The organism is Ruegeria sp. CG4, assembly GCF_056537185.1.
Genome location: NZ_JBQFRB010000009.1, coordinates 132,962 through 158,971, shown reverse-complemented (window position 1 = coordinate 158,971; position 26,010 = coordinate 132,962). Strand labels below are relative to the sequence as shown.

The 26,010-nt window shown below is 58.1% G+C and carries 23 protein-coding genes; 11 read left to right on the top strand and 12 right to left on the bottom strand.

Translation table 11 applies throughout. The features are described 5' to 3' along the window. Positions 1-31: 31 nt before the first annotated feature. The gene (locus ACR0J2_RS19920; protein WP_480813596.1) at positions 32-1,111 is read left to right on the top strand and encodes a helix-turn-helix domain-containing protein; all 1,080 of its coding nucleotides are present in this window, start codon (positions 32-34) and stop codon (positions 1,109-1,111) included. On the opposite strand, the gene ACR0J2_RS19915 is transcribed toward ACR0J2_RS19920, so the two are convergent. Continuing rightward, positions 1,084-1,974 carry a LysR family transcriptional regulator gene (locus ACR0J2_RS19915; protein ID WP_170807531.1) on the bottom strand — a complete coding sequence of 297 codons (891 nt, stop codon included), beginning with the start codon at positions 1,972-1,974 and terminating at the stop codon, positions 1,084-1,086. The genes ACR0J2_RS19920 and ACR0J2_RS19915 overlap by 28 nt on opposite strands. A gap of 108 nt (positions 1,975-2,082) precedes the next feature. Here ACR0J2_RS19915 and ACR0J2_RS19910 point away from each other — a divergent pair, with 108 nt between their 5' ends. Further along, on the top strand, positions 2,083-3,084 hold the full coding sequence (locus tag ACR0J2_RS19910) for a sterol desaturase family protein (RefSeq protein WP_480813595.1): 1,002 nt from the start codon (positions 2,083-2,085) through the stop codon (positions 3,082-3,084). Between the two features lie 69 nt (positions 3,085-3,153). After that, positions 3,154-3,978, top strand: a complete 825-nt coding sequence (locus ACR0J2_RS19905; protein WP_480813594.1) for a 3-methyl-2-oxobutanoate hydroxymethyltransferase — start codon at positions 3,154-3,156, stop codon at positions 3,976-3,978. A gap of 18 nt (positions 3,979-3,996) precedes the next feature. Here the strand turns inward: ACR0J2_RS19905 and ACR0J2_RS19900 are convergent, their stop codons facing one another. Further along, positions 3,997-5,301: a UDP-glucose dehydrogenase family protein gene (locus ACR0J2_RS19900; RefSeq protein WP_170619394.1), complete on the bottom strand. Its 1,305-nt coding sequence runs from the start codon at positions 5,299-5,301 to the stop codon at positions 3,997-3,999. A gap of 160 nt (positions 5,302-5,461) precedes the next feature. On the opposite strand from ACR0J2_RS19900, the gene gmd reads away from it, so the two are divergent. After that, positions 5,462-6,586: a GDP-mannose 4,6-dehydratase gene (gene gmd / locus ACR0J2_RS19895; protein WP_480813593.1), complete on the top strand. Its 1,125-nt coding sequence runs from the start codon at positions 5,462-5,464 to the stop codon at positions 6,584-6,586. Positions 6,587-6,596: 10 nt separating this feature from the next. Next, a complete protein-coding gene (gene fcl / locus ACR0J2_RS19890; protein WP_480813592.1) occupies positions 6,597-7,574 on the top strand; it encodes a GDP-L-fucose synthase in 978 nt (325 codons plus the stop codon). Between the two features lie 32 nt (positions 7,575-7,606). On the opposite strand, the gene ACR0J2_RS19885 is transcribed toward fcl, so the two are convergent. The 8 genes from ACR0J2_RS19885 to ACR0J2_RS19850 all read right to left on the bottom strand — a co-directional run bounded on the left by ACR0J2_RS19885 (position 7,607) and on the right by ACR0J2_RS19850 (position 18,477). Next, positions 7,607-8,683, bottom strand: coding sequence for a DUF2793 domain-containing protein (locus tag ACR0J2_RS19885; protein ID WP_480813591.1), 1,077 nt, complete (start codon positions 8,681-8,683; stop codon positions 7,607-7,609). Between the two features lie 163 nt (positions 8,684-8,846). Next, positions 8,847-10,280 carry a mannose-1-phosphate guanylyltransferase/mannose-6-phosphate isomerase gene (locus tag ACR0J2_RS19880; protein ID WP_480813590.1) on the bottom strand — a complete coding sequence of 478 codons (1,434 nt, stop codon included), beginning with the start codon at positions 10,278-10,280 and terminating at the stop codon, positions 8,847-8,849. Positions 10,281-10,337: 57 nt separating this feature from the next. Further along, positions 10,338-11,231, bottom strand: a complete 894-nt coding sequence (gene galU, locus ACR0J2_RS19875; RefSeq protein WP_170681231.1) for a UTP--glucose-1-phosphate uridylyltransferase GalU — start codon at positions 11,229-11,231, stop codon at positions 10,338-10,340. Positions 11,232-11,446: 215 nt separating this feature from the next. Then, positions 11,447-13,252 (bottom strand): ABC transporter ATP-binding protein, encoded by a 1,806-nt coding sequence (locus ACR0J2_RS19870; protein ID WP_170807537.1) that lies wholly within the window; start codon positions 13,250-13,252, stop codon positions 11,447-11,449. 1 nt (position 13,253) lies between these two features. After that, positions 13,254-14,183: an ABC transporter permease subunit gene (locus ACR0J2_RS19865; protein ID WP_170611380.1), complete on the bottom strand. Its 930-nt coding sequence runs from the start codon at positions 14,181-14,183 to the stop codon at positions 13,254-13,256. 10 nt (positions 14,184-14,193) lie between these two features. Then, a complete protein-coding gene (gene oppB / locus ACR0J2_RS19860; RefSeq protein ID WP_039543927.1) occupies positions 14,194-15,117 on the bottom strand; it encodes an oligopeptide ABC transporter permease OppB in 924 nt (307 codons plus the stop codon). A 66-nt stretch (positions 15,118-15,183) separates the two neighbouring features. Further along, the gene (locus tag ACR0J2_RS19855) at positions 15,184-16,812 is read right to left on the bottom strand and encodes a peptide ABC transporter substrate-binding protein (RefSeq protein ID WP_480813589.1); all 1,629 of its coding nucleotides are present in this window, start codon (positions 16,810-16,812) and stop codon (positions 15,184-15,186) included. A 429-nt stretch (positions 16,813-17,241) separates the two neighbouring features. Next, positions 17,242-18,477, bottom strand: coding sequence for a lytic murein transglycosylase (locus ACR0J2_RS19850; protein WP_480813588.1), 1,236 nt, complete (start codon positions 18,475-18,477; stop codon positions 17,242-17,244). Positions 18,478-18,654: 177 nt separating this feature from the next. Here ACR0J2_RS19850 and ACR0J2_RS19845 point away from each other — a divergent pair, with 177 nt between their 5' ends. From ACR0J2_RS19845 to ACR0J2_RS19820, 6 genes are read left to right on the top strand one after another with little or no spacing between them, the layout of a single operon-like run. Next, the gene (locus ACR0J2_RS19845; RefSeq protein WP_480813587.1) at positions 18,655-19,617 is read left to right on the top strand and encodes a cytochrome ubiquinol oxidase subunit II; all 963 of its coding nucleotides are present in this window, start codon (positions 18,655-18,657) and stop codon (positions 19,615-19,617) included. Further along, a complete protein-coding gene (locus tag ACR0J2_RS19840) occupies positions 19,614-21,704 on the top strand; it encodes a cbb3-type cytochrome c oxidase subunit I (RefSeq protein WP_480813586.1) in 2,091 nt (696 codons plus the stop codon). Before ACR0J2_RS19845 ends, ACR0J2_RS19840 begins: the two co-directional genes overlap by 4 nt. Continuing rightward, on the top strand, positions 21,701-22,333 hold the full coding sequence (locus ACR0J2_RS19835) for a cytochrome c oxidase subunit 3 (RefSeq protein WP_480813585.1): 633 nt from the start codon (positions 21,701-21,703) through the stop codon (positions 22,331-22,333). The genes ACR0J2_RS19840 and ACR0J2_RS19835 overlap by 4 nt, the downstream gene beginning before the upstream one ends. After that, complete coding sequence (locus ACR0J2_RS19830) at positions 22,326-22,652, top strand: cytochrome o ubiquinol oxidase subunit IV (protein WP_480813584.1); 327 nt, start codon at positions 22,326-22,328, stop codon at positions 22,650-22,652. The genes ACR0J2_RS19835 and ACR0J2_RS19830 overlap by 8 nt, the downstream gene beginning before the upstream one ends. A 38-nt stretch (positions 22,653-22,690) precedes the next feature. After that, entirely contained in the window at positions 22,691-23,674 is a 984-nt protein-coding gene (locus ACR0J2_RS19825) for an HlyD family secretion protein (protein WP_480813583.1), read from the top strand. Beyond that, entirely contained in the window at positions 23,671-25,194 is a 1,524-nt protein-coding gene (locus tag ACR0J2_RS19820; RefSeq protein ID WP_480813582.1) for a DHA2 family efflux MFS transporter permease subunit, read from the top strand. Before ACR0J2_RS19825 ends, ACR0J2_RS19820 begins: the two co-directional genes overlap by 4 nt. Here the strand turns inward: ACR0J2_RS19820 and ACR0J2_RS19815 are convergent. Both ACR0J2_RS19815 and ACR0J2_RS19810 read right to left on the bottom strand, forming a co-directional pair. Beyond that, positions 25,191-25,553, bottom strand: a complete 363-nt coding sequence (locus ACR0J2_RS19815; protein ID WP_480813581.1) for a fluoride efflux transporter FluC — start codon at positions 25,551-25,553, stop codon at positions 25,191-25,193. The two genes, ACR0J2_RS19820 and ACR0J2_RS19815, sit on opposite strands and share 4 nt — an antisense overlap. Then, on the bottom strand, positions 25,550-25,963 hold the full coding sequence (locus tag ACR0J2_RS19810; protein ID WP_480813580.1) for a fluoride efflux transporter FluC: 414 nt from the start codon (positions 25,961-25,963) through the stop codon (positions 25,550-25,552). Before ACR0J2_RS19810 ends, ACR0J2_RS19815 begins: the two co-directional genes overlap by 4 nt. Positions 25,964-26,010: the final 47 nt, after the last annotated feature.

The following is a 26,010-nucleotide window of genomic DNA, read 5'->3' as shown; positions in this document are numbered from 1 at the left end:
AACCCGCGAATTTGCCCGAAGAATAGCGGGCATGAAGCCCCGAACCGTCCTGCCTGACCCGGATGATGAGGCCGACACGCTCGGCCCGCCAAGTATCTATGACGCGGACCCGTCCGAGGACGAAGACCTTTGGTTCCTGCCTCCGGACGAAGATGAAGTGCTTCCGGATTATCTGCCGCCCGGAACGCGGGTACAGGAGCGCCTGCTTTTCGATCCACGCGACTGGTATGCAGGGCAGTCGGAGTTGTCCAATGAACTGGCCGATGTCGCGGTCACTTTCGGCGCGTTGGACGAGCGTCTGCGGGCAGGGCCCAAAGGATGGGGCCATCGTCTGGCCTTGATGGAAGTGTCTGACCTGGGTTGGTGGACAGGGGACCGGATCAGCGCCGATCGTCTGGCGCTGTGGACCGGTTTGCGGCTGGGCTCGACCGGCGATGACATTCAGGCCCTGTTTCGCGCGGGCTGGGCCGTGCGCCGCCTGACGACAGGTGCCGACCCGTCAGAAGGCGGGTGGGAGTCTGGATTGACCGCGTTTCTGGACCGAATGGGTCAGGGGGTCGAAGAAGTACCCGAAGCAGTGGCCGATCTGGCTGACGTCATGCGCAACACGGACAGTTTGCACCCGATAACGCAGGCAGCAGTTGGGTTTCACGCATGGCGCAGTCTGGCGCAGGGCATCGGACAGGACACCGAGGCGGCAATCATAGCCGCGCGCCTTGCCGCGAAGATGGGGCGGGGCGGGGCACTGTTTCTTCCACTTGCGTTGTCCGGCCCGGGCGCGTTGCGCGGGACTGGCGAGCCGAGAGAAAAACTGGAGGCATGGCTGAGCGGAGCAGGGCAGGCGGTTCTGGCCGCACTGCTGCATCTGGATCGTGTGAGCGCGTGGGAACAGCGCGCCCGTGACGCCACGCAGGATCTGAGCGGCCGGACGCCTCCGCTATTGCTTGACGCGTTGACGGCCTGGCCCATGATATCGGCACCTTTGGCGGAGGAACTGACCCAAGCCTCGCGTGCGGCGGTTCAGAGAAACCTCGACCGTTTCACACGTCGCGGCTTGATCCGGGAGGTCACGGGGCAGGGACGTTACCGCGTCTGGACGGCTGCACTATAGTCCAGCAGCCAATCGCGAAACACACGAGCCGGAGGACGCAGCGCGGTGCGCGATGGATAGATCAAATGATAGGCTTCCTGTCCCGGAACACTGATACCGGGCAGGCAGGGGACAAGTCCCGACAGTTGCATTATCCTGTCCGATGCGGGCGCGCGGGCCAGCGCAATGCCGCCGCCACTGGCCGACAACTCGGCCGCCATCAGGGAATTGTCGGCGAAGAAATAGCGGGCTTGACCGGCGGGCAGGCGCAGGGCCTCGAACAGGTGCGGCCAGCTTGCGCGGTGTGTTGAGACCTCGATCAAGGTGAACTTGAACAGGTCCTGGGGCGTTCTGATCTGCGCGGCTGTCTCTGGCGGAGCGATCGGGAAAAGGCGCTCTTTCAGCAACTCGTCCCATTCGGTGTTCAAGAGGGCCGGATTGCCGAACACGATTTGCAGATCAGAAAACTGGTTTGCGAAATCCGAGATCATGTTGCCTGTGGACAGTGACAAGTTGATGCGAGGTTGCTCCGCCTGAAAGGCGGGCAGACCACCGGCAAGAACCCCATGTGCAAACAGCAGAACGGATTGAACATAAAGGCGTTGTTCCCGTGTTTCCCCGAACAGCCCCGTCGTTGCCGTTTCCAACATCAGCAGCGATTGCTGAACCGATGGCAGATAGGCGCGGCCTGCCTCGGTCAGTGTCACTGCGTGGGCGTGGCGGTGAAACAGTGGTGTACCAAGGCGGGTTTCCAGCGCCTTGACCTGCTGGCTGACGGCGGCGGCGGACATGTTCAGCTGTGCGGCCGCGCGGGAAAAGCTTTCGGTACGTGCTGCTGCTTCGAAAACGCGCAGCCAGTTCAGCGAAGGAATTCGGGTTGCCATGAAATCAGGCTAAGCAAAACTTAGGCTGACCGGCAAGACAATAAGTTCTGAGCTTTCCCTCACAGATCCTAAGGTGGCGATCAGCAAATTGAACAGACGAGCCACATCATGTCGGATTCACCCCCCCAGCCGCGTCCAAAGCGCAAGATCTGGAACTATACCCCGCAATTGCCAATTCAGACCTCGCCCTATTGGGACTGGCCGATGAAGCCACTGGCCACCTTGCGATACCTGCTGCAAAGCTGGAATCCCCTGGCGTTGCGCGCGTTGCTTTTGGTCTTCGCGATCATCACTTGGACCTATCTGACTCCGTCTCTGGCCCGGGTCGAAACGCTGAGCTGGGATTGGGTGGCCGAGATCTGGTTTCGCAATTTCTGCATCCTTATGGTGGTTGCAGGCGGCTTGCATTTGGCCTTGTGGAAATTCCGCACCCAGCAGGATGAATACCGCTATGATATGCGCCCGATGATGAAAGGCGCCAAGGTCTTTACCTTCAAAAACCAGGTCTGGGACAACATGTTCTGGACCCTGGGTCCGGCGCTGACATTCTGGACGTTCTGGGAATGCTTCATTCTGTATGCCTACGCCAGTGGCTGGGTGACGATGATTACCTTTGATGGAAACCCGATCTGGTTCATTGCCATGGTTGTGTTCATTCCGATCTGGGCAGGTTTCCATTTCTACTGGCTGCACCGGCTGCTGCATGTCGGCCCGCTTTATACCAAGGTGCACGCCTGGCATCACCGCAACATCAATACCGGACCATGGTCAGGTTTGGCGATGCATCCGGTCGAAAGCTTCTTTCTCATGTTCGACACGATGATTTTCTTCCTGCTGCCGTCTCACCCGATCCACGCCATCTTTCTGCTGTTTCACCACGGGATTGGCGCGCCGACCTCTCATGCCGGGTTCGAGCACGTGAAGTTCGGCAACAAGGGTAAATTCCTGGTCGGAGACTTTTTTCATCAGCTGCACCACAGGTTTTTTGACTGCAATTACGGCACCTGGGAAACGCCGTGGGATGAGTGGTTCAATACTTTCCATGATGGAACCGACGAGGGCAACGAGATGGTCAAGGAACGCCGCCGTAGGATCTGGGCAGTCGAGTAAGCCAACCGAAAACGGGTATTGCCGGGTCTTATTGGGCCCGGCAACTGCGATCTGAAAACAGGGAAGATCATGAAAAACATCTATACTTTCGGCCGCCGCCCGGCCCGGCGAAACTATACCGTCAAGGATCTGCTGGACCTGAAGAAAACCGGCCGGCGCTTGACTATGTGCAACCCGGCGAACGAGGCCGAAATACAGGCCTGTGTCGATGCGGGGATCGACCTACTGACGCTGTGGGATGTGCACCTGGACATGGCGCGTGAGATTGCACCGAACCATTTTGCAGGTACTGCCATGAACTGGGGCCAGTTCGCCACCAATGACGAGATCATGCGCCATGCCATCGAGTGTATGGAAATGGGCGCGGACATGTATTTCACCAACCGCTCGTACGACGTGGTGGAAATGCTGGCGCGTGAAAGCATTCCGGTTCAGGTTCATATGGGGCTGGTTCCGTCGCTCAGCCATTGGGCCGGGGGATTGCGGGCCTTTGGCCGTACCGCCGATGAGGCGATGCAGATCTACAAGACCTTCAAGCGCTATGAGGACGCAGGCGCGATGGCCTGCGAAATCGAATGTGTCGCCGAAGACACGTTGAACTTGCTGAACGACAAGACGTCGATCGTCACGATTTCATTGGGGTCGGGCAATGCGGGTGACGTGATCTTCCTGTTCATGGCAGACATTTGCGGCGAAGCGGAAAATCCTCCGCGTCACGCCCACGCCTTTGGCAATCTGGGCCGTCTGCACAAGCAGATGTATCACGAGCGGGTCGTGGCGCTGAAGGAATTTCAATCCGAGGTGCAGGCCAAAGCCTTTCCATATCCGGCACAGTCCATTGGGATGCACGAAGGTGAGCTGGCAAAATTGCAGGAACAGTTGGATAAGGTCTGATGGATTAGGCGGGCGCGTTCAGCGCCCGACACCTACATAGGTATCAAAACCGGATTTCAACGCGGTGCTGCCGGAATAGACGTTGCGCAAATCGACCATCCTTGCGGTTTTCATGGTCCCGGCCAGTTCCGTCAGGTTCAGTGCGCGAAACTCGTTCCATTCCGTCAGGATGACCACCGCATCCGCATCCTTTGCCGCGGTATACGGATCGTCGGACCATTCGACGCCGGGCAACAGGGCTTCACCCTCGGACCGGCCCTGAGGATCAACAACGCGGACCTTTGCGCCACCGCCGATCAGGGCAGGGACGATGGTCAGTGACGGAGCATCCCGCATGTCGTCGGTATTGGGTTTGAACGTCACGCCCAGAACGGCGATGGTCTTGCCGTTGAAACTGTCGTCACAGGCGTCCCGGATCTTGCCGATCATGCGTTTCTTGACCTCGTCGTTCACGCGAATGACGGTTTCGGTGATCTGCATCGGGTGCGCATGCTCCTGCCCGATCCGGGCCAGCGCAGCGGTGTCCTTGGGGAAACACGACCCGCCATAGCCGGGGCCTGCGTGCAGGAACTTGTTGCCGATCCGGCCATCCAGGCCAATGCCGCGCGCAACTTCCTTGACGTCGCCCCCCGCCTTTTCACACAGGCCCGCGATTTCGTTCATGAAGGTGATTTTGGTCGCAAGAAAGGCGTTCGCCGCGTATTTGATCATCTCGGCGCTTTCCAGATCGGTGGTCAGGATCGGGAAATCGCGCAAATAGAGCGGGCGGTAGATTTCGGCCATCACGTCTGCGGCGCGGTCGCTTTCGACGCCGACAACCACACGGTCGGGGCGCATGAAGTCGTCAATTGCGGCACCCTCGCGCAAAAACTCGGGGTTCGAGGCGACGTCGAAATCGGCTTGGGGATTTGCGGCAGAAACGACCTGATGCACCCGGCGATTGGTCCCGACCGGAACGGTCGATTTGGTGACAACAACGGTGTAGCCGGTTATGGCCTGTGCGATCTCTTCTGCGGCGGCCATCACATAAGTCAGGTCCGCGTGGCCGTCGCCCCGGCGGGTGGGTGTCCCCACAGCTATGAAAACGGCATCCGCGCCATCGACAGCTGCAGTCAAATCAGTGGTAAAGCTCAGCCGGCCGGCCGCCACGTTCTTGGCCATAAGCACATCAAGGCCCGGTTCATAAATCGGAACCTTTCCGGCCTGCAGCATCTCGATTTTTTCCCGGGCCTTGTCGACGCAGATCACGTCATGGCCAAAATCCGAGAAACAGACACCGGATACCAAACCGACATAGCCAGTTCCGATCATTGCAATACGCATTCGTTAAAATCCTTCTTACCAATTACCAAGTCTGGCGACCGCACATTCGAAGAATCTTCCGCCGGATTCAATGCCTGACTGTGACCTTGGCTTGCATTCCATGGTTTCTTGCTGTTTTTGAGACGCTAAACTGACACATTGATATTTGTGAGGCGCAGATATGACCAAAAAGGCATTGATTACCGGTATCACGGGCCAGGATGGGTCGTATCTGGCCGAGTTTCTGTTGGAAAAGGGCTATGAGGTTCACGGAATCAAACGGCGGGCTTCGTCCTTCAACACGCAGCGCATCGATCACATTTATCAGGATCCGCATGAACCAAACCCGAAGCTGCATTTGCATTACGGGGACCTGAGCGACACCTCGAATCTGACCCGGATCATGCAGGAGGTGCAGCCTGACGAGGTCTACAACCTCGGTGCACAGTCTCATGTTGCCGTCAGTTTTGAAGCTCCGGAATACACCGCAGATGTGGATGCGATCGGCACCCTGCGCCTGCTTGAAGCGATCCGGTTTCTTGGGCTCGAGGACAAGACGCGGTTCTATCAGGCCTCGACGTCGGAATTGTATGGCCTGGTTCAGGAAACACCGCAGCGGGAAACGACACCGTTTCACCCCAGATCGCCCTATGCGGTGGCCAAGCTGTATTCCTACTGGATCACTGTGAACTACCGCGAGGCTTATGGTCTATACGCCTGCAACGGAATTCTGTTCAATCATGAAAGCCCACGCCGAGGCGAAACCTTCGTGACGCGCAAGATCACCCGCGGTCTGGCCAACATCGCGCAGGGGCTTGAAGATTGCCTTTATATGGGCAACATCGACAGTTTGCGCGACTGGGGACATGCCAAGGATTATGTCCGTATGCAGTGGATGATGTTGCAACAGGACAATCCCGAGGATTTCGTGATTGCAACCGGCAAGCAGTATTCTGTGCGTCAGTTCATCGAGTGGTCAGCGGCTGAACTCGGCATTTCGCTGAAGTTTTCGGGCGAAGGGGTGGATGAGGTTGCGACGGTCACCGCCATTGAAGGCGACGACGCGCCAGCATTGAAGCCCGGTGATGTCATCCTGCGGATCAACCCCCGTTATTTCCGCCCGGCCGAGGTGGAGACGCTGTTGGGTGATCCGTCAAAGGCGAAACAGAAGCTCGGGTGGGAGCCGGAGTTGACTGTGCAGGAAATGTGCGCCGAGATGGTTCTGGAAGACCTGAAAACAGCCAAACGCCATGCGCTGTTGAAAGAGCACGGATTCGAGCTGCCGGTCAGCCTGGAAAACGGCTGAGGGGGACAACATGCGCAAGATCTACGTAGCAGGGCATCGCGGCATGGTCGGCGGTGCCATCCTGCGCCGGTTGCAGGATCGTCAGGCTGGGGGTGAAGCGATTGAGCTTGTGACCCGAACGTCAGCCGAGCTCAATCTGACGGACCAGACAGCTGTGCGGGAATTCATGCAGGTTGAACGACCCGATGTGGTCATTTTGGCGGCGGCCAAGGTTGGCGGCATTCACGCCAACAATACGTACCCCGCTGATTTCATTTATGAAAACCTGATGATTGAATGCAATGTGATTCATCAGGCCTTTTCGGCCGGGGTCACAAGCCTGCTGCAACTGGGCAGTTCCTGCATCTATCCACGCGCAGTTCCGCAGCCGATGCGGGAAGATGCATTGCTGACGGGCGTGTTAGAGCCGACAAACGAACCGTATGCGATTGCCAAGATCGCGGGGATCAAGCTGTGCGAAAGCTACAACCGTCAGCACGGTGTCGACTACCGCTCGGTCATGCCCACAAACCTTTATGGTCCGGGGGACAATTTCCACCCTGAAAACAGCCACGTTCTGCCTGCCCTGATCCGGCGATTTCACGAGGCAAAGCGCGACGGGCTGGAAGAGGTTGTGATCTGGGGAACCGGAAAACCGAGACGCGAGTTCCTGCATGTGGATGACATGGCCGAGGCGTCGCTGTTCGTCCTCGACCTGCCGCGCGACAAATATGAGGCAAACACGCAACCGATGCTGAGCCACATCAATGTTGGCACCGGCTCGGACATCTCGATTGCTGAACTGGCGGTGCTGGTGGCCGAAGTTGCCGGGTTTGAGGGGCGGATCACACAGGATGTGTCCAAACCTGATGGCACAATGCGCAAGCTGATGGACGTCATGCGATTGGCCGATATGGGCTGGCGCTCGCGCGTGTCGCTTGAGGATGGTTTGCGCGAAACTTATGCGTGGTTTCTTGAACAGAACGACGTAGATCTGCGTTCAAAGTGATTGCCCGGACTAAGGCCCGGGCAGCCTGATGTTCAGAACCAGCGACCGATTGCAATGGCCGTCGGCGCGTGCGTGGCTGCATCCGAGGATGCAGACAGTACCTTGTAGGTCACCTGCGTTTCTGAAGGCGAAGCGAAGCCCACAAACCGGGATGCCGCACCCCCTGAGCCACTGATGACTGGAGCCGACCCCGGGGCGAAGCTTACAGGGAAGGTCCAGGTGTCTGTATTGCTTGCAAACATCGTCCCTTCGGCGGTGGTACACGCAACGGCATTCAATGCGGCGGTGCAGATCTGCGTTCCATCGGCAAAACGAACATAGTCACCGTTTGCTGTACTGCCCCGTTCGATGACCGCACCAGTTGGAATGCCGCCGGACTCGGATACAGACCCCAGCAAATTGCCCGGACCATATCCGTAGTCCGCCCGCATCAGGCGGCCTGTCGTTGTGTCGTCGGCACTGGCCTGTATGGCGGCGCCGTCCGCGATACCGGTGGTCGGATCAAGGCGCAGCGCTTCGGTCCAGCTGCCCCCGTCAGGAGAGACCTTGATGGAAAACCCTGTGTTTCCAGCCAACCCCATTTCCGCATGGCCGGTCCAGTTGGACTGGAACAAAAGCGATGCGGTATCACCGGAACCGGCCTTGTTGATTTTGACCTGATGCCCGCCGCCATCATGGCTGAATAGCGTAGCAGGGCCGCGCACTGAAAGGCGGTTTATGTCGTCATAACTTGTGGCGATGCCGACACCGTTCAGATTCTGTGTCGCCACCGGCGGATCAATCCAGGCAGATCCGTCCCAAATCCTGATCTGGCCAGCGGTCTGATCCCAGGCGCGCCATCCGATGCCGGGGGAAAGGAAGTGCCAGGCGTTGTCCAGCCAGGCTGCAAGGTTACCTGCCTGACCCGCCCATTCATCGGTTGGCGCAGATCCCAGCGCATGAACCTCGCCCTGCTCCGGAACCGGGGGAGGCGTGGTCGCGTTGGTGGCCACCACGCTGAGCTGCACCACGAGATCCAGCCGGCGCAGGGCCTCGTTATGGGTGACGTGTTTCTGGGCCTGCGAAGGTTGAAGAAATGGCAGGTCCAATCGGGGTGAGGTCTGTGACACGGGCGTCCTCCTGTGGCTGTCGGTCCGACAATTGCATTGCGCGCCACCCTGCCGTGGCACACATGAATCCTGTCCGACCGGGCCGAACGCCCGCGAAACGATTTGCTAATTAACTGCTGGTTGCCTGACACAGGGCCAGGAACCGCGTGCGAGAATCGGTCGCCTAGTCGCGCGCGTAGATATCCTCGTAACGGATGATGTCATCCTCACCCAGATATGTTCCGGTCTGCACCTCGATCAGAACCATCGGCACCTTTCCGGGGTTTTCCATCCGGTGCGTGGCACCCAGCGGGATGTAGACCGACTGGTTCTCGGACACGAGGCGCACGTCGTCGTCAATCGTGACTTTTGCCGTGCCTTCCACAACGATCCAGTGCTCCGAGCGATGGTGGTGTGACTGAAGGCTCAGCGCGGCACCGGGATGGACATGGATACGCTTCACCTGAAACCGGTCCCCGATCACAAGGCTTTCGAACCAGCCCCACGGGCGATGATCCACCGGCAGAGATTCCGCCTGCTTCGCGCCTTTCGCTTTAAGTGCAGCGACGGCCAGTTTTACGTCCTGCGCCTTGTCCATGCTGGCCACAAGTACCGCATCGGGCATGGCAACCGTGATCACGTTTTCCAGCCCCATGGCCACAACTTCCTGCGTCGGGGATTCCGACCGGATCAGGACATTGCGGCAATCGATTGCAGTCACTTCTCCGGTTGTGGCGACGCCATCGGCGTCAGGATTGCTCAACTCCTGCACGGCGGACCAGCTTCCGACGTCAGACCAGCCAGCGGCATAGGGCACGACGCTCAGGTTAGTTGCTTTTTCCATGACCGCATAGTCGATCGAAATATCGTTGACCTCGCTCCAAGCGGTCGCATCGAGACGCAGAAATCCAAGGTCGGTCTGCGCATCGGTAACCGCTTTTTGCACCGGCGGGATCAGGTCCGGGGCGTGTTGTTCGAAACTTGCAATGATGTCTTTCACCGCAAACAGGAAAATACCTGAGTTCCAGAGATAGCTGCCATCGGCGACCATTGCCTGGGCGTTTTCGAGATCGGGCTTTTCAACAAACCGGTCCAGCGGAACTGCGGTGTCTGCGTTCGGGGCATGGCTGAGTTTCAGATACCCATACCCCGATTCCGGCCGGTCCGGAGTGATGCCGAAGGTCACCAGATCACCGCGTTCGTGGATGGCTTCGACACCTTTGGCAACAGCCGCGTGGAACGCGGCTTTGTCCGGGATCACGTGATCGGAAGGGGCGACAAGCATGATGGCGTCCGGGTTTTCAGCAGCCAGGTATAGCGCAGCCGCCAATACGGCTGGGGCAGTATTGCGGCCCTCGGGTTCGATCAGGACCGGGCCGGGATCGATGCCAATGCCGTTTAGCTGCTCGGGTACAACGAACCGAAACGCTTCATTGGTCAGGATCAGCGGTTTGGCATAAGGCGCGTCAGACGGTCCGCACATCCGCGCGGCACAATCCTGCAACAGGCTGGTTTCGCCAAGCAGCGGCACAAATTGCTTGGGATAGCTCTTGCGGGATAAGGGCCACAGCCGGGTCCCGGAGCCACCGCAAAGAATGACGGGATGGACAGTTGTCATGACGTTTGCCTTTGGATTTCAGTTGCCCTGAAAGAGGTGTTCGGGTCGCGCAATAGCCTATTGCGCCGCCTTTCCCGCAACAACGACATCATGGAGATACTGGCTCAGATCGTCGCGCAAATCGTTGCGTGCCAACGCAAAGGCCACGGTGGCTTGCAGGAACCCGGATTTGGAACCGCAATCGAACCTCTGACCGTTGAACTTGTATCCAAAAACAGGGACACCGTTCACAATGTCTTCGGCAATCGCGTCAGTCAGTTGGATTTCACCGCCGCTGCCCTTCTTTTTCTGATTGAGGTTATACAGGACCGACGGCCCCAGAATATAACGCCCGATCACCGCCAGGTTGGACGGGGCATCATCGGGGTCCGGCTTTTCGACCATGCCCTTGGTCCGGACAACCGTACCGATATTCTCGCCAACATCGAGAACACCGTAGGAACTGGTTTTGTCCTTGGGAATTTCCATCGCGGCAACCATGTTGCCACCGGTTTCTTCATAGGCCTCGACCATTTGCTGCAGGCAGGGTTTGTCCGCCGCGATCACATCGTCGGGCAGCATGACGGCAAAGGGCTCGTCCCCGATCAGACGCCGAGCGCACCAAACCGCGTGGCCAAGGCCCAGTGCCTTGTGCTGGCGGATATAGGCGATGGCGCCGCTTTCCATGTTGGTTGCGCTCAGGGTTTCCAGCAGGTCGTCCTTGCCCTTGGCTTTGAGTTCCTGTTCGAGCACGAGATTGTGATCGAAATAATCCTCAAGCGCGGATTTCCCGCGCGAGGTGACAAAGATGAATTCGGTAATTCCTGCGGCACGGGCTTCGTCGATGGCGTATTGAACCAGCGGCCGGTCAACCAAAGTCATGATCTCTTTCGGAACTGATTTTGTTGCGGGCAAAAATCGCGTACCCAGCCCTGCAACCGGGAAAATCGCCTTTGTGACCTTACGTGCCATGTTACCTCTCAAATTCAATACGAGCCCGACAGAGTGTGGTGAGGCCGGTCTCTCCTCTTAGGCTGCAATGCCTGAACAATCAACGTCGCCCGGATTCCCAGGCTAGAAGTGATCGGAAAGGTGCCATCTCGATGCGGAGGAGTCAAAACATCCGGTCCAAACCCAGTTCAGAAAAACGTACCCCCGGCGCCTGCAATCAGGCGCCGGAAGCAGTATCAGGACGCCTTCATGATAATCTCCAGCGGATCATGTTCGGCCACGTAGTGATCGGGTGCGATCTCGCTAAGTTGCGGAACATAGTCCGAATGACCGGCCGACAGGCGACTGGGCAGAAACCGCAGGGCCGCCTTCGGATCCATGGGCGACGGCAATTCTCCCGGTAATTTCAGACGTTGGCGTGTCCGCTCCACATCGGGGTCTGGTATCGGTACCGCCGAAATCAGCGACTTTGTGTATGGGTGAACCGGATCGGAACAAATCACTTCGCCATCGCCCAGTTCGACGATACGGCCAAGATACAGGACCATGATCCGGTTCGACACCGCGCGCACCACGGACAGATCATGGCTGATGAAGATCATCGACAGGCCAAATTCTTGTTGCAATTCTCGCAACAATTCCACGATCTGAGCTTGAATGGACACATCCAGAGCCGAAACCGCTTCATCACAGATGATCAGCTTTGGCTTGTTGATCATCGCCCGGGCGATTCCCACGCGCTGATTTTGTCCGCCAGACAATTCGTGCGGATAACGGTTGATCATGTTCGCCTTGAGACCGACCCGCTCCATCATCTCGGCGACCAGTTCCTTGCGTTCCCGCTCGGTCAGGTCGGGGCGGTAGGTTTTCAGCGGCTCGGCAATCGAGGCCGAGATCGTCATGCGCGGATCCAGACTGGCCAGCGGATCCTGGAACACGATCTGCAGGTCCTTGCGATACTTGTTCAGTTCAGCTCTTCTCAGTCCGACGATCGGATGCCCCAGCCAGCTGACATTACCCGCGCTGGGCTCGATCAGTTGAAGTACGGCCCGTGCCAGCGTGGATTTTCCGCAACCCGACTCGCCAACAACGCCCAGCGTTTCACCCTTTCGGATATCGAAACTGACACCATCGACCGCCTTTAGTGGAACCTTGCGCCCGAACAAACCGCCCTTGACGTGGATCGGGAAGTGAACCTTGACGTTATCGACCTTGAGCAGCGGCTCTTCGACCTTGGCCAAAGCTTTGGGGGCATCACCGGCGTCGATGCGCGGCATCGCCTCAAGCAATGTGCGGGTATATTCGTGCTGAGGCGCGCGGAAAATTTCCCGGGTGTCACCGGCCTCGACGAATTGACCAAGCCGCATGACCTGAATGCGGTCGCACATCCGCGCCACGACGCCCATGTCATGGGTGATGAGCGCGATCGCCGTACCCTCGTCCTTTTGCAGTCGAACCATCAGGTCCAGAATGTCGGCCTGTACCGTTACATCAAGGGCGGTCGTTGGTTCGTCCGCGATCAGCAGCTTGGGATTGCAAAGCATCGACATGGCGATCATGACACGCTGGCGCATCCCGCCGGACAACTCGTGCGGGTATTGATCCAACCGGCGCGCGGCTTCGGGAATGCGTACACGGTCCAGCCAGTCCAGACACCGGGCACGAGCGGCCGAGCCTTGCAGGCCTTCGTGAACCTGCAGCACTTCGCGCATTTGCTGGCCGACCCGCAAATGCGGCGTCAGGGCCGTAAGGGGATCCTGAAAGATCATTCCCACATCGGCTCCACGGATCTGATTGAGCTTTTGTACCGGCAGGTTCAGGATTTCCTTGCCGTTCAGCATTGCCGACCCGCTTGCGTGGCCTGCAGATGGCAACAGCCCCATCGCGGCCATGAAGGTCTGGCTTTTGCCCGACCCACTTTCGCCAACAATGCCCAGGCACTCACCTGGATTTATGTCGAAGCTGATGCCGTTGACGGCTTCGACCACGCCATCGGGAGTGTCGAACCGGACGCTCAGGTCTTTTACGGAAAACAGGCTCATATCAGCGATCCTTCGGGTCCAGAGCGTCACGCAGACCGTCACCGATGAAGAACATGGTGATGATGATGGCGACATAGAATGTCAGGGGGTACATCAACTGCCACAGCGTGCCATAGCTCATGGTCCCAGCCCCTTCGGCAATCAGACGGCCCAATGAGGTGTAAGGTTCCGAAATCCCGAGACCCAGGAACGAGATGAAGCTTTCGGTCAGGATCATCTCGGGCACCAGTAGCGAGGCATAGACGATCACCACGCCCAGCAGGTTGGGCAGGATGTGGCGGTACATGATGGTAAACTCGCTGACCCCGGCGGCGCGGGCGGCCTCGATAAACTCGCGGTTTTTTAGAGTCAGAGTTTGTCCCCGCACGATCCGCGCCATGGTCAGCCAGCCGACCGCCCCAAGGGCGATGAACAGCATGAAGAATGACCGCCCTGCCACGACAAGCAGCAGGATGATGACCAGCGTGGCCGGGATCGCCAGCAGGATGTCGACAAAGCGCATCATGACACTGTCGGTGCGGCCGCCGATATAACCTGCAGCGATGCCGTAGCAGGTGCCCACGATCAGCGCCGTTGCCGCCCCGATCAGACCCACCAGCAGCGACGTCGTGGTTGCCTGAATGACACGGCTGTACAGATCGCGCCCCAGATCATCGACGCCGAAATAGTGTCCGGTCTCGATGGACGGCATACCCATGCCGCGCACGTCACCCATGACGTTCCAGTCGATCTCTTCGTTGTTCCAGGCTGCGAAATAGGGTCCGATAATCGTGAACAGGACGATCATCCCCAGAATGAAGACACTGGCCATCGCGGCCTTGTTGCGGACAAAACGCATCCGCGCGTCCTGCCAGAGTGAGCGCCCCTGAATAACTGTGTAATCAGTGATTTCCTCGGCCAGATGGGCGGCTTTTTGAGATTTTCCAAGCATTGCCCGCCCCTCAGTAACGGATTTTCGGATCGAACCAGGCATAGGCCAGGTCGGTCAGCAGGTTCACGACAACGGTCAGCGCGCCGTATAGAATCGTGACCCCCAGCAGCACGGCATAGTCTCGCGACAGGGCCGAGCCGACATAGGCCTGACCCAGACCGCCGGTCGAAAAATAGATGTCCACAAAGACCGAGCCGGTCAGCACGTAAACGAAGACGGGTCCCAGATAGGACACAACCGGCAGCAGCGTGGGTTTCAGCGCATGGCGCCAGATCACGGTTCTGGTCGGCAGGCCCTTGGCGCGGGCGGTTCGGATGAAGTTCGAGTTCAGAACCTCCAGCATCGATGACCGGGTAATCCGCGCGATCGAGCCCATATAGGACGTCGCCAGCGCGATGACCGGCATGATCAGGTACTGCCACTGACCGCCATTCCAGCCGCCGCCCGGCAGCCAGCCCAGCCACAGGGTAAAGGTCAGGATAAGGATCGGGCCCATGATGAAGTTGGGCAGCGCTTGCGCCGCGATACCCAGACCAACTGCGAAATAATCGATCCAGCTATTGTGCTTGATCGCGGCGGCAATCCCAAGGCTCACACCGACTGCGGTCGCCACAAGAAACGACAGCGAACCATAGGTAAGTGAGATCGGGAAACCCTGCGCGATGATGTCGTTGACGTCCCGGTCCTTGAACTTGAAGGACGGGCCGAAGTCAAAATGCACGACGATGTTGTAAAGGTAGTCCCACAACTGCTTCCACAGTGGCTGGTCCAACCCGTACCGCGCCTCGATATTGGCCAGAACCTGCGGCGGCAAAGGCCGTTCCGAGGTGAAGGGTCCGCCGGGCGCGAAGTGCATCAGAAAGAAACAGGCGACGATCAGCAACAGGATCGTCGGAATGGCGACGAGCAATCGCCGCAAGCTATAGGCAAGCATTTCATGCCCCCATTTTTATTGGCCCTGCCCCGGATGTGACCGGGACAGGGCGCGGTTCAAAAACGATTATTCAGCGAGCTTGTAGAGGTTTCTCGAGTACCAGTTCTGCTCGACATTGTTCACCGGCCAGTTCCCGACGTCGCTGTCCATCATGTAGACACCGGCGTAGTGGTAGATCGGGATCACAGGGGTTTCCTGCGCGATAATGCGCTCGACTTCCGTGTAAAGCGGTGCCGGATCGTTCGAAGTCTTGGCCTCGGCCAGCAACTCGTCGACGCGCGCGTTATTGTACTTGCCGTCGTTGTAACCGGAATCGGATTGCAGCAGGTCAAGGAAAGTGGACGCTTCGTTATAGTCGCCACACCATGCGCCACGAGCCAGATCAAAGTTCTGGTTGCCGCGCTCTTCCAGGAAGACTTTCCACTCCATGTTGGCGAGTTCGACCTGAACACCCAGTTTCTGTTTCCACATCTGGCTCAGTGCCACGGCAACCTTCTTGTGGTCTTCCGAGGTGTTGTAGACCATCTCGAAGCTCAGCGGATTGTCGGGGCCAAAACCTGCTTCGGCCAGCAGTTCCTTGGCCAGCTCGTCCCGTTCTGGCTGGGTCATCGAAGCCATTTCTACAGCCGGAACTGTGAAGCCGGCAGTTGCCTCGGGCGCAAAGGTGTATGCCTGCGGCTGTCCGCCCGCCATGACCTTTTCAGTGATGATTGCGCGGTCGACGGCAAGAGACAAGGCTTGACGGACGTTGGGGTCCTTGAATGCCTCAGGGCCACCCTCGGACAGGTTGAACGTGTAATAGTAGTTGCACAGACGCGGGAAGCTGATGGCTTCTTCAGGGTGTTCCTCTTTCAGGCGCGGGTACTGACCGGCGGGAATTTCGGTGCGGTCAAGTTCACCAGCCAGATACCGGGTCAGGGCGACGTTTTCGTCGTTGATCACCAGCGACACAACCTTGTCGATGATGGTGTTGTCGTTGTCCCAGTACATTTCATTGCGTTCGCGAACCGAACGTTCCTGCGGCAAATGCTCGGTCAGGATATAGGCACCGTTCGATACGATGTTTTCGGGCTTGGTCCATGCATCGCCGAACTCTTCGATCACTTTCTGCGGGGCAGGGAAGGTAGTCGAATGTGTGGTCATCTGCGGGAAATATGGCAGTGGGGCGCTCAGGCGGACTTCCAGAGTCTTGTCGTCGATTGCCTTGACGCCCAGTTCATCCACGGGCTTTTCACCGGCAATAATTGCAGCGGCGTTCTCGATCGACATCAGTTCCATGAACCAGGCGTAGGGCGAGGACAGTTCGGGATCGACCGCGCGCTTCCAGGCATAAACGAAATCACCCGCCGTGACCGGATCGCCGTTCGACCACTTTGCATTGTCACGCAATGTGAAGGTGTAGACGTCCTTGGTGTCATTGACGGAATATTCCGTAGCCACACCGGGCACCAGGTTGCCGTCTTCGTCCTGGTTCATCAGACCCTCGAACAGGTCGCGAACGATTTCCGCGCCCGAGACATCTTCGACAACCTGCGGATCGACCGAGCTGTGTTCGTCCAGAATGCGATAGGTAAAGGTCTGGTCGTCGGCCAGTGCCTCACCGGTTACAGGATGGGTTCCGGCGGCAAAGGCCGCACCTGCGATAATGGTCGAGGACAACAGCCCCGCCAGCGACATCCGAATAGTCTTTTTCATGTTATGTACTCCCGTTTTTTGAAGCAAAGGCGCAAAACCCAAATAGGGGTGGCGCGCGCCTGCCTTGGTTGTCCGACTCCGAACAAAACCGGGAGGGGTCCATATGTCTTGTTACTGATCGCAATGAACACCGCGTCGCAGTCTTTCGGTATGCAGTCGGGAACTGTTTGCGAAAGTCGCCTTTCACTGCGGCAGAAGGTGACATTGTTTTCGAAAAGGTTAAAGCCTTGGTCGTTCGTTTGAACAACCAAAGGTGGATTACTTCCTAAACCGTGGGTGCGTCGGAAATTTTAGGAAGGAACCCCGGGGGGTCCGTGACATTTTCGTGAACCTGCATCCAAAATGCATCTTTGGAAAACCGCCAAGACCTGCGCTTCCAAGGCCGGAACACAGCGAATCGCTATACCCTTGGTGCCGATCAAATGACGCTCAGCCCCTCAGGTCCGCTTTCATGTGCGCTTGCGGAAAGCAGGTAGGAGACTGACCTGTCGAAGACTGCCAGCGCCCGATTGACCGGCGCGTTTTGAATCCCGGCAGCCCGTCCGCTCCCCCGACATCGTGGCCCTGTTTCTCCAGCGCCCTTTGCATCGTGGCAACGTCTGATCGATAAAGCCCGCCGACCTTGCCCCAGCGTCCGGTAAAATCGCCGACGCCATACTGAATACGGTCGCCGACGTGCCCCACGAACAGGGCGTAGAGGTCGCTTTTGTTGTACTCTTTGAGCACATAGAAATTGGGTGTCACGACAAAGGCTGGCCCGAACCGTCCCGCCGGCATCATCAGATACCCAACGCCGTCCCTTTCGTGGGCCGGAAACGGTTTGCCGGAGACGCGCGTGATCCCCATCGCCTCCCATTCATGGATGGGGCGACCCTGATCGGGGCCTTCAAGCGCACAGGAAACCGACCCGGGAACATCAACCTCGAACCCCCAGTCCCGCCCGGAGATCCAGCCATGACGGTGCAGATAGTTCCCGATTGACGCAATTGTGTCTTCCGCCGAACCCCAGATGTCGGTGCGTCCGTCGCCGTTTCCATCTGCTGCATAGGTCAGGAAGTTCGATGGCATGAATTGTGGCTGCCCAAGCGCCCCGGCCCAACTGCTTTTCATGGTGCGCGCAGGCATGTGGCCGGCCTGCGCGATCTGCAGGGCGGCGACCAGTTCGGCTGTGAAGTACTCGGCGCGTGTGCTCATGAACCCCTTGGTGCCAAGAACCTCGAACGCGTCGTACCGGATCGGCACCTGACCATACCCGCTTTCACGACCCCATATCGCCAGAATGATCCGGCCAGGCACACCCGTCTGTCTTTCGACCTGGTCCAGTGTGGTGGAATGGCGGGCCGCCATTCTTCGCCCTTCCGATGTGGCGCCGTTTACCGAACCCGCTTTGAAGTAACGCCCCGGGGACCCGAACTCGGCCTGTTTTTGCTGTCTGGGGGTTTTTGCCTTCGTACCGGGAGGGACGAGGTCGGGCAGGTCCCAATTCAGGGTCACGCCCTCGAAAGCCGCTTCCATCGTGCGACGCGAAACCCCCTTGGCGCGGGCCTGAGGCCATACCGTGGTGTTCAGCCAGGTTCGAAACTGTTTTTCAACCGCGGCGCGATCCTGCGCTAACGTTACGGCTGGCAGGCACAGAAGGGAAAGAACAAAAACAAACAGTTTCATCACCACTCCGGTTTCAACTCTGGCGCAGTGCAAGTCAACAGCCATGGCCTCCGTTTGTCGGCTTTGGTTGAGCCGCCAGCGCGCCGATCAATCTCCGGTACGGTAAAAAACCTTGAGAAAATCTGTGACAGTGTCGATAGTTGGGCGGAAAACAACGGCATGAGAGGACGGGCAGGCGTGACCAGTTTCAGGATCTCTCCTGCGCCAGTTTCTATACTGGCGGCATTGGTGGTTTTGTTTGCCTCGCCCCAATTGGCTGGCGCAAGCGACAGTTTCATGAACCCGCAAGGGCCAATTGCGGCTGTTCAGAAAACCCATCTGCTGCGCGCAACGGTATTGATCATGGTCGCTGTTATTCCTGTCCTCGTGCTGGTTCCCTTGATCGCCCTGCGTTACCGCCGCCACAAGGGCAGCACTGCCGAGTATCGACCAAACTGGGATTTTTCGTTCAGGCTGGAATTCCTGATGTGGGTGGTGCCTGTTGTCATAGTGGCGATACTGTCCTTCTACCTGTGGAAGGCGACCCATCGTCTTGACCCTTATGCCGCGCCTTTCGGTGATGCGCCCGCGTTGGAGGTGCAGGTTGTCGGGCTCGACTGGAAATGGCTGTTCATCTACCCCGACCTGGGCATCGCAAGTGTCGGAGAGCTGGGCATCCCGGTCAAGCAGCAGGTGGCGATGACGCTGACAACCGACACTGTAATGCAGTCCTTCATGATCCCGGCCTTGGCGGGTCAGATCTATGCGATGCCGGGGATGACAACCAAACTGCACCTTGTTGCTGACCATCCTGAACGGATGCAGGGGGAAAACACTCAGTACAATGGTCGGGGTTTTACAAAACAGAAGTTTCAGACTCTGGCGATGCAGCCCGACGACTTCAATGCGTGGGTAGAAGGTGTGCGCTCCAATGGTATCCCGCTTGACCCTGAAACCTATCGGACTTTGGCCAAGAGAACCGATCGGGTTGAGGTTCAGGCGGCGCTTGGCACGGCGCAAATGCCGGAAAACGCACTCTATTTTACATTGAAGGACAAAGATCTGTTCATGTCCATTCTTCACCGATACCACAGCGGCGAACCGTTGCCTCGGGATCAACAGCCGGGAACCGCGCAGTTCGGGCAGGAGGTCAGCCAATGACGACGGTCGGATCAGGGTTCTTTGGCCGCCTCGACTGGGATGCCTTTCCGATCAGCGGTCTGATCCGGGATCCCAACGCCAACGAAATCGTGGCCAATGTGGCGGCGGGCATCGTGATCGTCGGTGCCATTGCGGTTTTGGGCCTGCTGACGTGGTTCCGCCTTTGGGGGCCGTTGTGGCGGGACTGGCTGACCAGCGCGGATCACAAGAAGATCGGCATCATGTATATCGTCTTCGCCATCGTCATGTTGGCGCGCGGCGTGTTGGAGGGCGTTGTCATGCGCGCCCAGCAAGCGGCGGGACCAGGCGACGGATTTCTTGAGGCTGAACATTTCGCAGAACTGTTCAGCACCCATGGTACGATCATGGTGTTTTTTGTCGCCGTTCCGTTTGTCTTTGGGGTCGCAAATTATCTGGTCCCGTTGATGATTGGCGCGCGGGATGTGGCGTTTCCGGTGATGAACCAGATCGGGCTGGGACTGACCGTTTCGGCTGGCATGATGCTAATGGTGTCGTTGGTTGTGGGTGAGTTCTCGACGGGCGGCTGGACGGCCTATCCGCCCTATACGGGTGCGGCCTTCAATCCGGGCGTTGGACCGGATTACTGGATCTGGGCCATTGTCGTCTCGGGCGTCGGCACAACGCTGACGGGCATCAACTTTGCCGTCACGATTTACAAACTACGCGCGCCCGGAATGACGTTCATGCGGCTTCCGATGTACTGCTGGACGATCATCTGTAGTTCGATCCTGATCATCTTCGCCATGCCGCCGCTTGGGGTCGCCGCGCTGTTGCTGGCGGCCGATCGCTATCTCGACTTCCACTTCTTCACCAACGACCTTGGCGGCAACATGATGAACTATGCCAACCTGTTCTGGCTGTTCGGCCACCCCGAGGTCTACCTTTTGGTTCTGCCCGCCTATGGTATCTATTCCGAGATCTTCGCGACCTTTTCGGCCAAACGGTTGTATGGATATAACTCACTGGTCATCGCCACGATGTCGATTGCGGTGCTGTCCTTTACCGTCTGGTTGCACCACTTCTTCACCATGGGCCAAAGCGCCCTGATCAACGCGGTTTTCGGCATCGCGACCATGCTGATTGCCATCCCGACCGGCGTAAAGGTCTATGACTGGATGGCGACTCTGTACCGTGGCCGTATCCGGTTCTCGGTGCCTATGCTGTATGGCCTGTCGTTTCTGATGCTGTTTGTCATCGGCGGGCTTAGCGGCGTGATACTGGCCAATCCCACCGTGGATTATCAGGTACACAACACCCTGTTTCTGGTGGCTCACTTCCACAACGTGCTGTTGCCGGGTGTGCTGTTTGGCCTGTTGGCCGGATACAATTACTGGTTCCCCAAGGCGTTTGGCTTTCGGCTGAGCGAGTTTTGGGGCAGGGTGTCTGTGGCCCTGTGGACCGTCGGCTTTATGCTGACCTTCCTGCCGCTTTATTTTGTTGGCCTGATGGGTATGCCGCGCCGGTCCTTCAGTTGGGAGGATCCGAGCTTCCACCCCTACATGATCGTCGCGGTTGTCGGCTCGCTCGTCATTCTGATGGCGCTTTTGTCGGTGCTGGTGCAACTTTGGGTCAGTATCAGGGATTGCGAAAAGACACGTGTACCGGTTGGCGACCCGTGGGACGCGCGAACGCTGGAATGGGCGACACCGGCACCGCCGCCGTCTTACAATTTTGCGATCATTCCGCAGGTGTCCGACCGGGATGACTTTGCCGCAGCCAAGGAAAACGGAACGGCCTACCCATCCGCGGATGCCTATGAAGACATCGAGATGCCCCGCAATACAGCCATCGGCTTTGTGCTTTGCGTGCTCAGCGGTGTTTGGATGTTCGCTTTGGTCTGGTGGATCTGGTGGCTGGCCATCCTGATGACCGTTCTGATGATCCTGGCGGTCATCATCTGGACCTTCAACACCGACACCGAGGAGGTGATCCCGGCCGAAGTTGTTCGCGAACAGCACGAAGCCTGGCTGGATCTGGTGCGCAAATCCCGACCCGTGAACCGCGATCTGGAAACCGCCTCGGAAAACCGCGGTCTTGCCGGCCCCGATCTGGAGGCCGCGACATGAGACGCGCACCCTCACACAGCTATCCGGGTCTGAATCTGGGCGAAAACCACGCCAGCGCCGATAAATCGAGCGAGGTTGTCACCTTCGGCTTCTGGGTCTTCCTGATGAGCGATCTGGTCTATTTCGGCCTGATGTTCGCGATCTACATCACGATGATCGACGCGCAGGCGGGTGGCCCCGGACCGCATGAATTGTTCGACCTTTACAGCATCTTCGCCCAGACCATGATCCTGCTGACCAGCAGTCTGACGGTTGGTCTGGCCATGCTGGCGTTGAAATACAACCGGCCGCGCGTGCGTGTCATATTCTGGTTCTGCCTGACATTGTTGCTGGGCATCAGCTTTCTGGTGCTCGAGGTTCGCGACTTCATGGCAATGGCGGAAAAGGGCGGGGTGCCACAGCGCAGCGGGTTTCTGTCTGCCTTCTTCGGGCTGGTCCCGCTGCACGGGTTGCATGTGGCCGCTGGATGTATCTGGCTCGTCGTTCTGGGCATTCAGCTGCGGGTGATGGGGATGACCGACAAGGTGATCTCGCGCGTCATAAGGCTGGCGCTGTTCTGGCATTTCCTTGACCTGATCTGGATCGGCATCATCACCATCGTCTACTTCGGAGGGCTGACTTATGGATAAGCAGACCGAGATGTTCCACCGCGAACGGCGCCGATATCTGATAGGGTATGGCGGGTCGCTGGTGCTGACTATGGCCGTATTCATGATCGCCTATCGGTACGGTATCGAAACACCCGGGGTCTATCTGACCATTGGCCTTCTGGGTCTGGCGCAGCTGATCGTTCAACTGGTCTATTTCCTGCATATTGATCGTCGCCGTAGCAGTCGCGAGGATCTGGATCTGGTCCTGTTTTCGACATTGGTTCTGCTCATCATCATCCTTGGAACTGTCTGGATTCTGGGCAATCTGTCTGTGCGGATGCACACGATCCCGATGTGACGGACCCTCAATTTCAGCACTCATTTGGAACTGATCACATGAAATCCCTGAAAACCGTCGCTGTCATTGCCATGCTGGGCGCGATTGCCGCCGGACTGCTTCTGTACTGGCGCCATGAGGAGCGTTACCCGTCGACCAAGGACGCCTATGTCGGGGCCAACATCATTTATGTTGCTGCGCAGGTCACAGGGCAGGTGTCCGGCCTTTCTGTCGTAGAAAACCAAAAGGTCAAAGCGGGCGATCTTTTGTTTGAAATCGATGCCACACAATTCAGCGCGTCGGTCGATCAGGCCCAGGCCGATCTGGACAGTGCCAGGCAGCAGGCTCAGTCCTATTCAACCCAGATCGCGGCGGCCGAAGCATCAGTGAAGTCGGCGCAATCTGCATTTGATACTGCACAGAAGAATTTCGAGCGCTCAAACGCGTTGTTCGCCAGCGGGGATGTCGCGCAGGTCTCGCTGGATCAGGCCACGACCGATGCTGCGCAGGCCTCGGCACGGCTGACGACAAGCCAGTCCAGCCTTCTGGCATTGCGCAGCGGATTGGCGGCGAAAAAGGACGATGTGCTGGCGGCACAGGCGCAGCTTGAAATTGCGAAGGCGAACCTGAACTGGACCAAAGTTTACGCCGCGGCAGACGGCTGGATCGCCAATCTGACCCTACGGCCCGGCTCAGCTGTATCTGCCAACGCCCCGCAATTTTCAATTATCGAGTCTTCCGATTGGTGGGTGGATGCCAATTTCAAGGAAACTGCATTGCCGCGTATTCGTTCCGGCCAACCCGTGACCGTCAGGGTCGATATGTTGCCGGGCATGTCCCTGACCGGCAAGGTCGCCTCGATCGGTCGGGGGTCGGGCGATACATTCTCTCTATTGCCGTCCGAGAATTCCAGCGGGAACTGGGTCAAGGTTACACGCCGGTTTCCCGTGCGCATCGCGCTGGATCCGACCGACGCACCCTTGCGCGTCGGTGGCAGCAGTAAAGTGATCGTGGACACAACGACTGATCAGGCTGAAAAGTGACATCTACGGTCGCCAGCCATGTGAATCCGGTGATCGTTATCGCCGTATTGCTGAGCGCCATCCTTGAGGTGCTGGACAGTACGATCGTCAACGTCGCTCTGCCTCATATTCAGGCGGCATTCGGAGCGACCACCGATCAGGCGACATGGATATTGACCAGCTATATCGTCTCGGCTGTTGTGGTTATGCCTTTGACCGGGTTTGTTGCGCGGCGAGTGGGCCGCCGCCGCCTGATCCTGACCGCTGTTACCGGATTCGCCACCATGTCGGTGATGTGTGGCCTGTCCTGGAGCCTTGAGACCATTGTCGCGTTCCGTCTGGCGCAAGGCATGTTCGGGGCGTTCCTGATCCCCCTGTCGCAATCCATCCTGTTTGATGCGTTTCCAAAGGAAAAACGCGGCAATGCTATGGCTGTATTCGGGTTGGGTGTGGTCGTCGCGCCGGTTCTTGGGCCTACAGTCGGTGCAATCCTGACCGAGTATTTCTCGTGGCGCATGGTGTTCTTCGTCAACCTTCCCGTGGCGGCCATGGCACTGTTGCTGCTGGCCGGGGAACTGCCTGATGACAAGACCGAAGACGTCCGGATTGACTGGAAAGGTCTTGCGCTGCTGGCGGTCGGGATCGGATGCCTTCAATTCATACTCGATCAGGGCGAGACCAAGGATTGGCTGTCCTCTCGGGTCATTCAGGTCGCGTTGATCGCCTCGGTTCTGGGCGCGCTGGGTTTTATTGTTCATGCCCTGTCCGCCAAAAACGCGGTTGTCGACCTGCGGCTGTTTGCGGATCGCAATTTCGCGCTGTGCAATCTGATCATCGCAGGTTTTGCGATTTCCCTGTTCGGAGGGATCGCGATCCTGCCGACCTTTGTCCAGAACCTTCTGGACTTTCCGGTCATCGAGTCCGGGCATTTGTTCATCCCGCGCGGGATTGCGGCGGGATTGTCGATGGTGTTGACGGGGTCCGTGCTGGTTACACGGTTCGATCCCAGGCTTCTGACCGGTCTGGGTTTATTGCTGACAGCCATCGGGAACTTCATGTTGGGCGCGCTCAATCTGAATGCCGGTTTCTGGCAATTGGCCTGGCCAGGTGCGGTCAGCGGATTGGGCATGGGACTGGTTTTTGTACCCATGTCCATTCTTGCCTTCGAAAGCATTAGCAAGGCCCGCCAGGACGAAGCCTCGGGGCTGTTCAACGTGACCCGGCAGTTGGGCTCGTCAGTTGGCATATCGCTGGTTGGTACTTGGGTCGTGCGTGGTCTGCAGACGAATACCGCGACCCTCAGCCAGAACGTGACGCCGTACAATCCCGCCGCACAGGCATATCTGAAGCCGCTTGGCCTGACACCGGACAGCCCGCAAGGGGCGGCAATTCTGGGGCAGGAGATCGCGCGGCAGGCTGAGATGATCTCTTTTCTGACTGTATTCAACAACCTTGGGCTACTGGCATTAACCACGATCCCACTGGTATTCTTTTGTCGGGCGCCGAAACCGGGAACGGAAGTCAGCGTTCATGCACATTAGCGCATGACCGTCAGACCCAACCACAAGCTCGCCCAGCACAAAACAAGGCTGAGCAGGATATTCCCGGCTGCCAAAGCGATTGTCCGTTCGCGGTGCAGTTCCAGCGACTGATAGGCGAAGCTGGAAAAGGTCGTGAACCCGCCGCAAAACCCAAAAACCAGCCGTTTTTCTTCTTCGCCCATGTCTGCGGCACCGCCCAGATACCCTATCCACAGGCCCAAAAAGAGACTGCCCAGAATATTCACGATCAGCGTGGACAATGGCAGTTGGTGCGTGACTTTGAGCGCAAGCCAATGTCGCATCACGGCGCCAAGACCCCCGCCCAGGCCAAACATTGCGTGCAGATACAGGTCGGTCATGTCCGGGAACCACCTGATTGGAACCGCCGCCCCGTCATCTCACCCAGAATGGCGGCACCCAAACCGATAGCAATTTCCGCCACGGCGGCGACAGCGGCCATCCAGCCGCTGGACATTGCCATGACTTCAAGATCGGCGACGAAGGAGGAAAAGGTCGAAAGCCCCCCGCAAAACCCGACTGCACCCAGATGCAGCACATGCGCGTGGACACGGTGGCGGACAGAATACAGCCAGCCCAGAACAAAGCACGCGACCACGTTGATCCCGAAAGTTGAGGTTAGGTAGGGCAACCCGGGTAAGTTGACGGCAAACACCTCGCGCAGCAGCGACCCTGCCGCTCCGCCTACGAATACGGCAGTGAACATAAGCGCGTGGTGCCGGTATGTTGCCTGTTTTGCTCGCTCTGCCAAGGATCGGGCCTGTTCTGGTGTCTGTTTCGGCATACAGACTGGCTGGT

What these genes read in the sequence shown, in the direction of transcription:
- oppB (WP_039543927.1), bottom strand. Translation starts at nt 15,117, where the DNA reads ATGCTTGCCTATAGCTTGCGGCGATTGCTCGTCGCCATTCCGACGATC.
- ACR0J2_RS19855 (WP_480813589.1), bottom strand. Translation starts at nt 16,812, where the DNA reads ATGAAAAAGACTATTCGGATGTCGCTGGCGGGGCTGTTGTCCTCGACC.
- galU (WP_170681231.1), bottom strand. Translation starts at nt 11,231, where the DNA reads ATGGCACGTAAGGTCACAAAGGCGATTTTCCCGGTTGCAGGGCTGGGT.
- ACR0J2_RS19825 (WP_480813583.1), top strand. Translation starts at nt 22,691, where the DNA reads ATGAAATCCCTGAAAACCGTCGCTGTCATTGCCATGCTGGGCGCGATT.
- ACR0J2_RS19830 (WP_480813584.1), top strand. Translation starts at nt 22,326, where the DNA reads ATGGATAAGCAGACCGAGATGTTCCACCGCGAACGGCGCCGATATCTG.
- ACR0J2_RS19910 (WP_480813595.1), top strand. Translation starts at nt 2,083, where the DNA reads ATGTCGGATTCACCCCCCCAGCCGCGTCCAAAGCGCAAGATCTGGAAC.
- gmd (WP_480813593.1), top strand. Translation starts at nt 5,462, where the DNA reads ATGACCAAAAAGGCATTGATTACCGGTATCACGGGCCAGGATGGGTCG.
- ACR0J2_RS19835 (WP_480813585.1), top strand. Translation starts at nt 21,701, where the DNA reads ATGAGACGCGCACCCTCACACAGCTATCCGGGTCTGAATCTGGGCGAA.
- ACR0J2_RS19815 (WP_480813581.1), bottom strand. Translation starts at nt 25,553, where the DNA reads ATGACCGACCTGTATCTGCACGCAATGTTTGGCCTGGGCGGGGGTCTT.
- ACR0J2_RS19865 (WP_170611380.1), bottom strand. Translation starts at nt 14,183, where the DNA reads ATGCTTGGAAAATCTCAAAAAGCCGCCCATCTGGCCGAGGAAATCACT.
- ACR0J2_RS19905 (WP_480813594.1), top strand. Translation starts at nt 3,154, where the DNA reads ATGAAAAACATCTATACTTTCGGCCGCCGCCCGGCCCGGCGAAACTAT.
- ACR0J2_RS19920 (WP_480813596.1), top strand. Translation starts at nt 32, where the DNA reads ATGAAGCCCCGAACCGTCCTGCCTGACCCGGATGATGAGGCCGACACG.
- ACR0J2_RS19840 (WP_480813586.1), top strand. Translation starts at nt 19,614, where the DNA reads ATGACGACGGTCGGATCAGGGTTCTTTGGCCGCCTCGACTGGGATGCC.
- fcl (WP_480813592.1), top strand. Translation starts at nt 6,597, where the DNA reads ATGCGCAAGATCTACGTAGCAGGGCATCGCGGCATGGTCGGCGGTGCC.
- ACR0J2_RS19850 (WP_480813588.1), bottom strand. Translation starts at nt 18,477, where the DNA reads ATGAAACTGTTTGTTTTTGTTCTTTCCCTTCTGTGCCTGCCAGCCGTA.
- ACR0J2_RS19915 (WP_170807531.1), bottom strand. Translation starts at nt 1,974, where the DNA reads ATGGCAACCCGAATTCCTTCGCTGAACTGGCTGCGCGTTTTCGAAGCA.
- ACR0J2_RS19870 (WP_170807537.1), bottom strand. Translation starts at nt 13,252, where the DNA reads ATGAGCCTGTTTTCCGTAAAAGACCTGAGCGTCCGGTTCGACACTCCC.
- ACR0J2_RS19880 (WP_480813590.1), bottom strand. Translation starts at nt 10,280, where the DNA reads ATGACAACTGTCCATCCCGTCATTCTTTGCGGTGGCTCCGGGACCCGG.
- ACR0J2_RS19900 (WP_170619394.1), bottom strand. Translation starts at nt 5,301, where the DNA reads ATGCGTATTGCAATGATCGGAACTGGCTATGTCGGTTTGGTATCCGGT.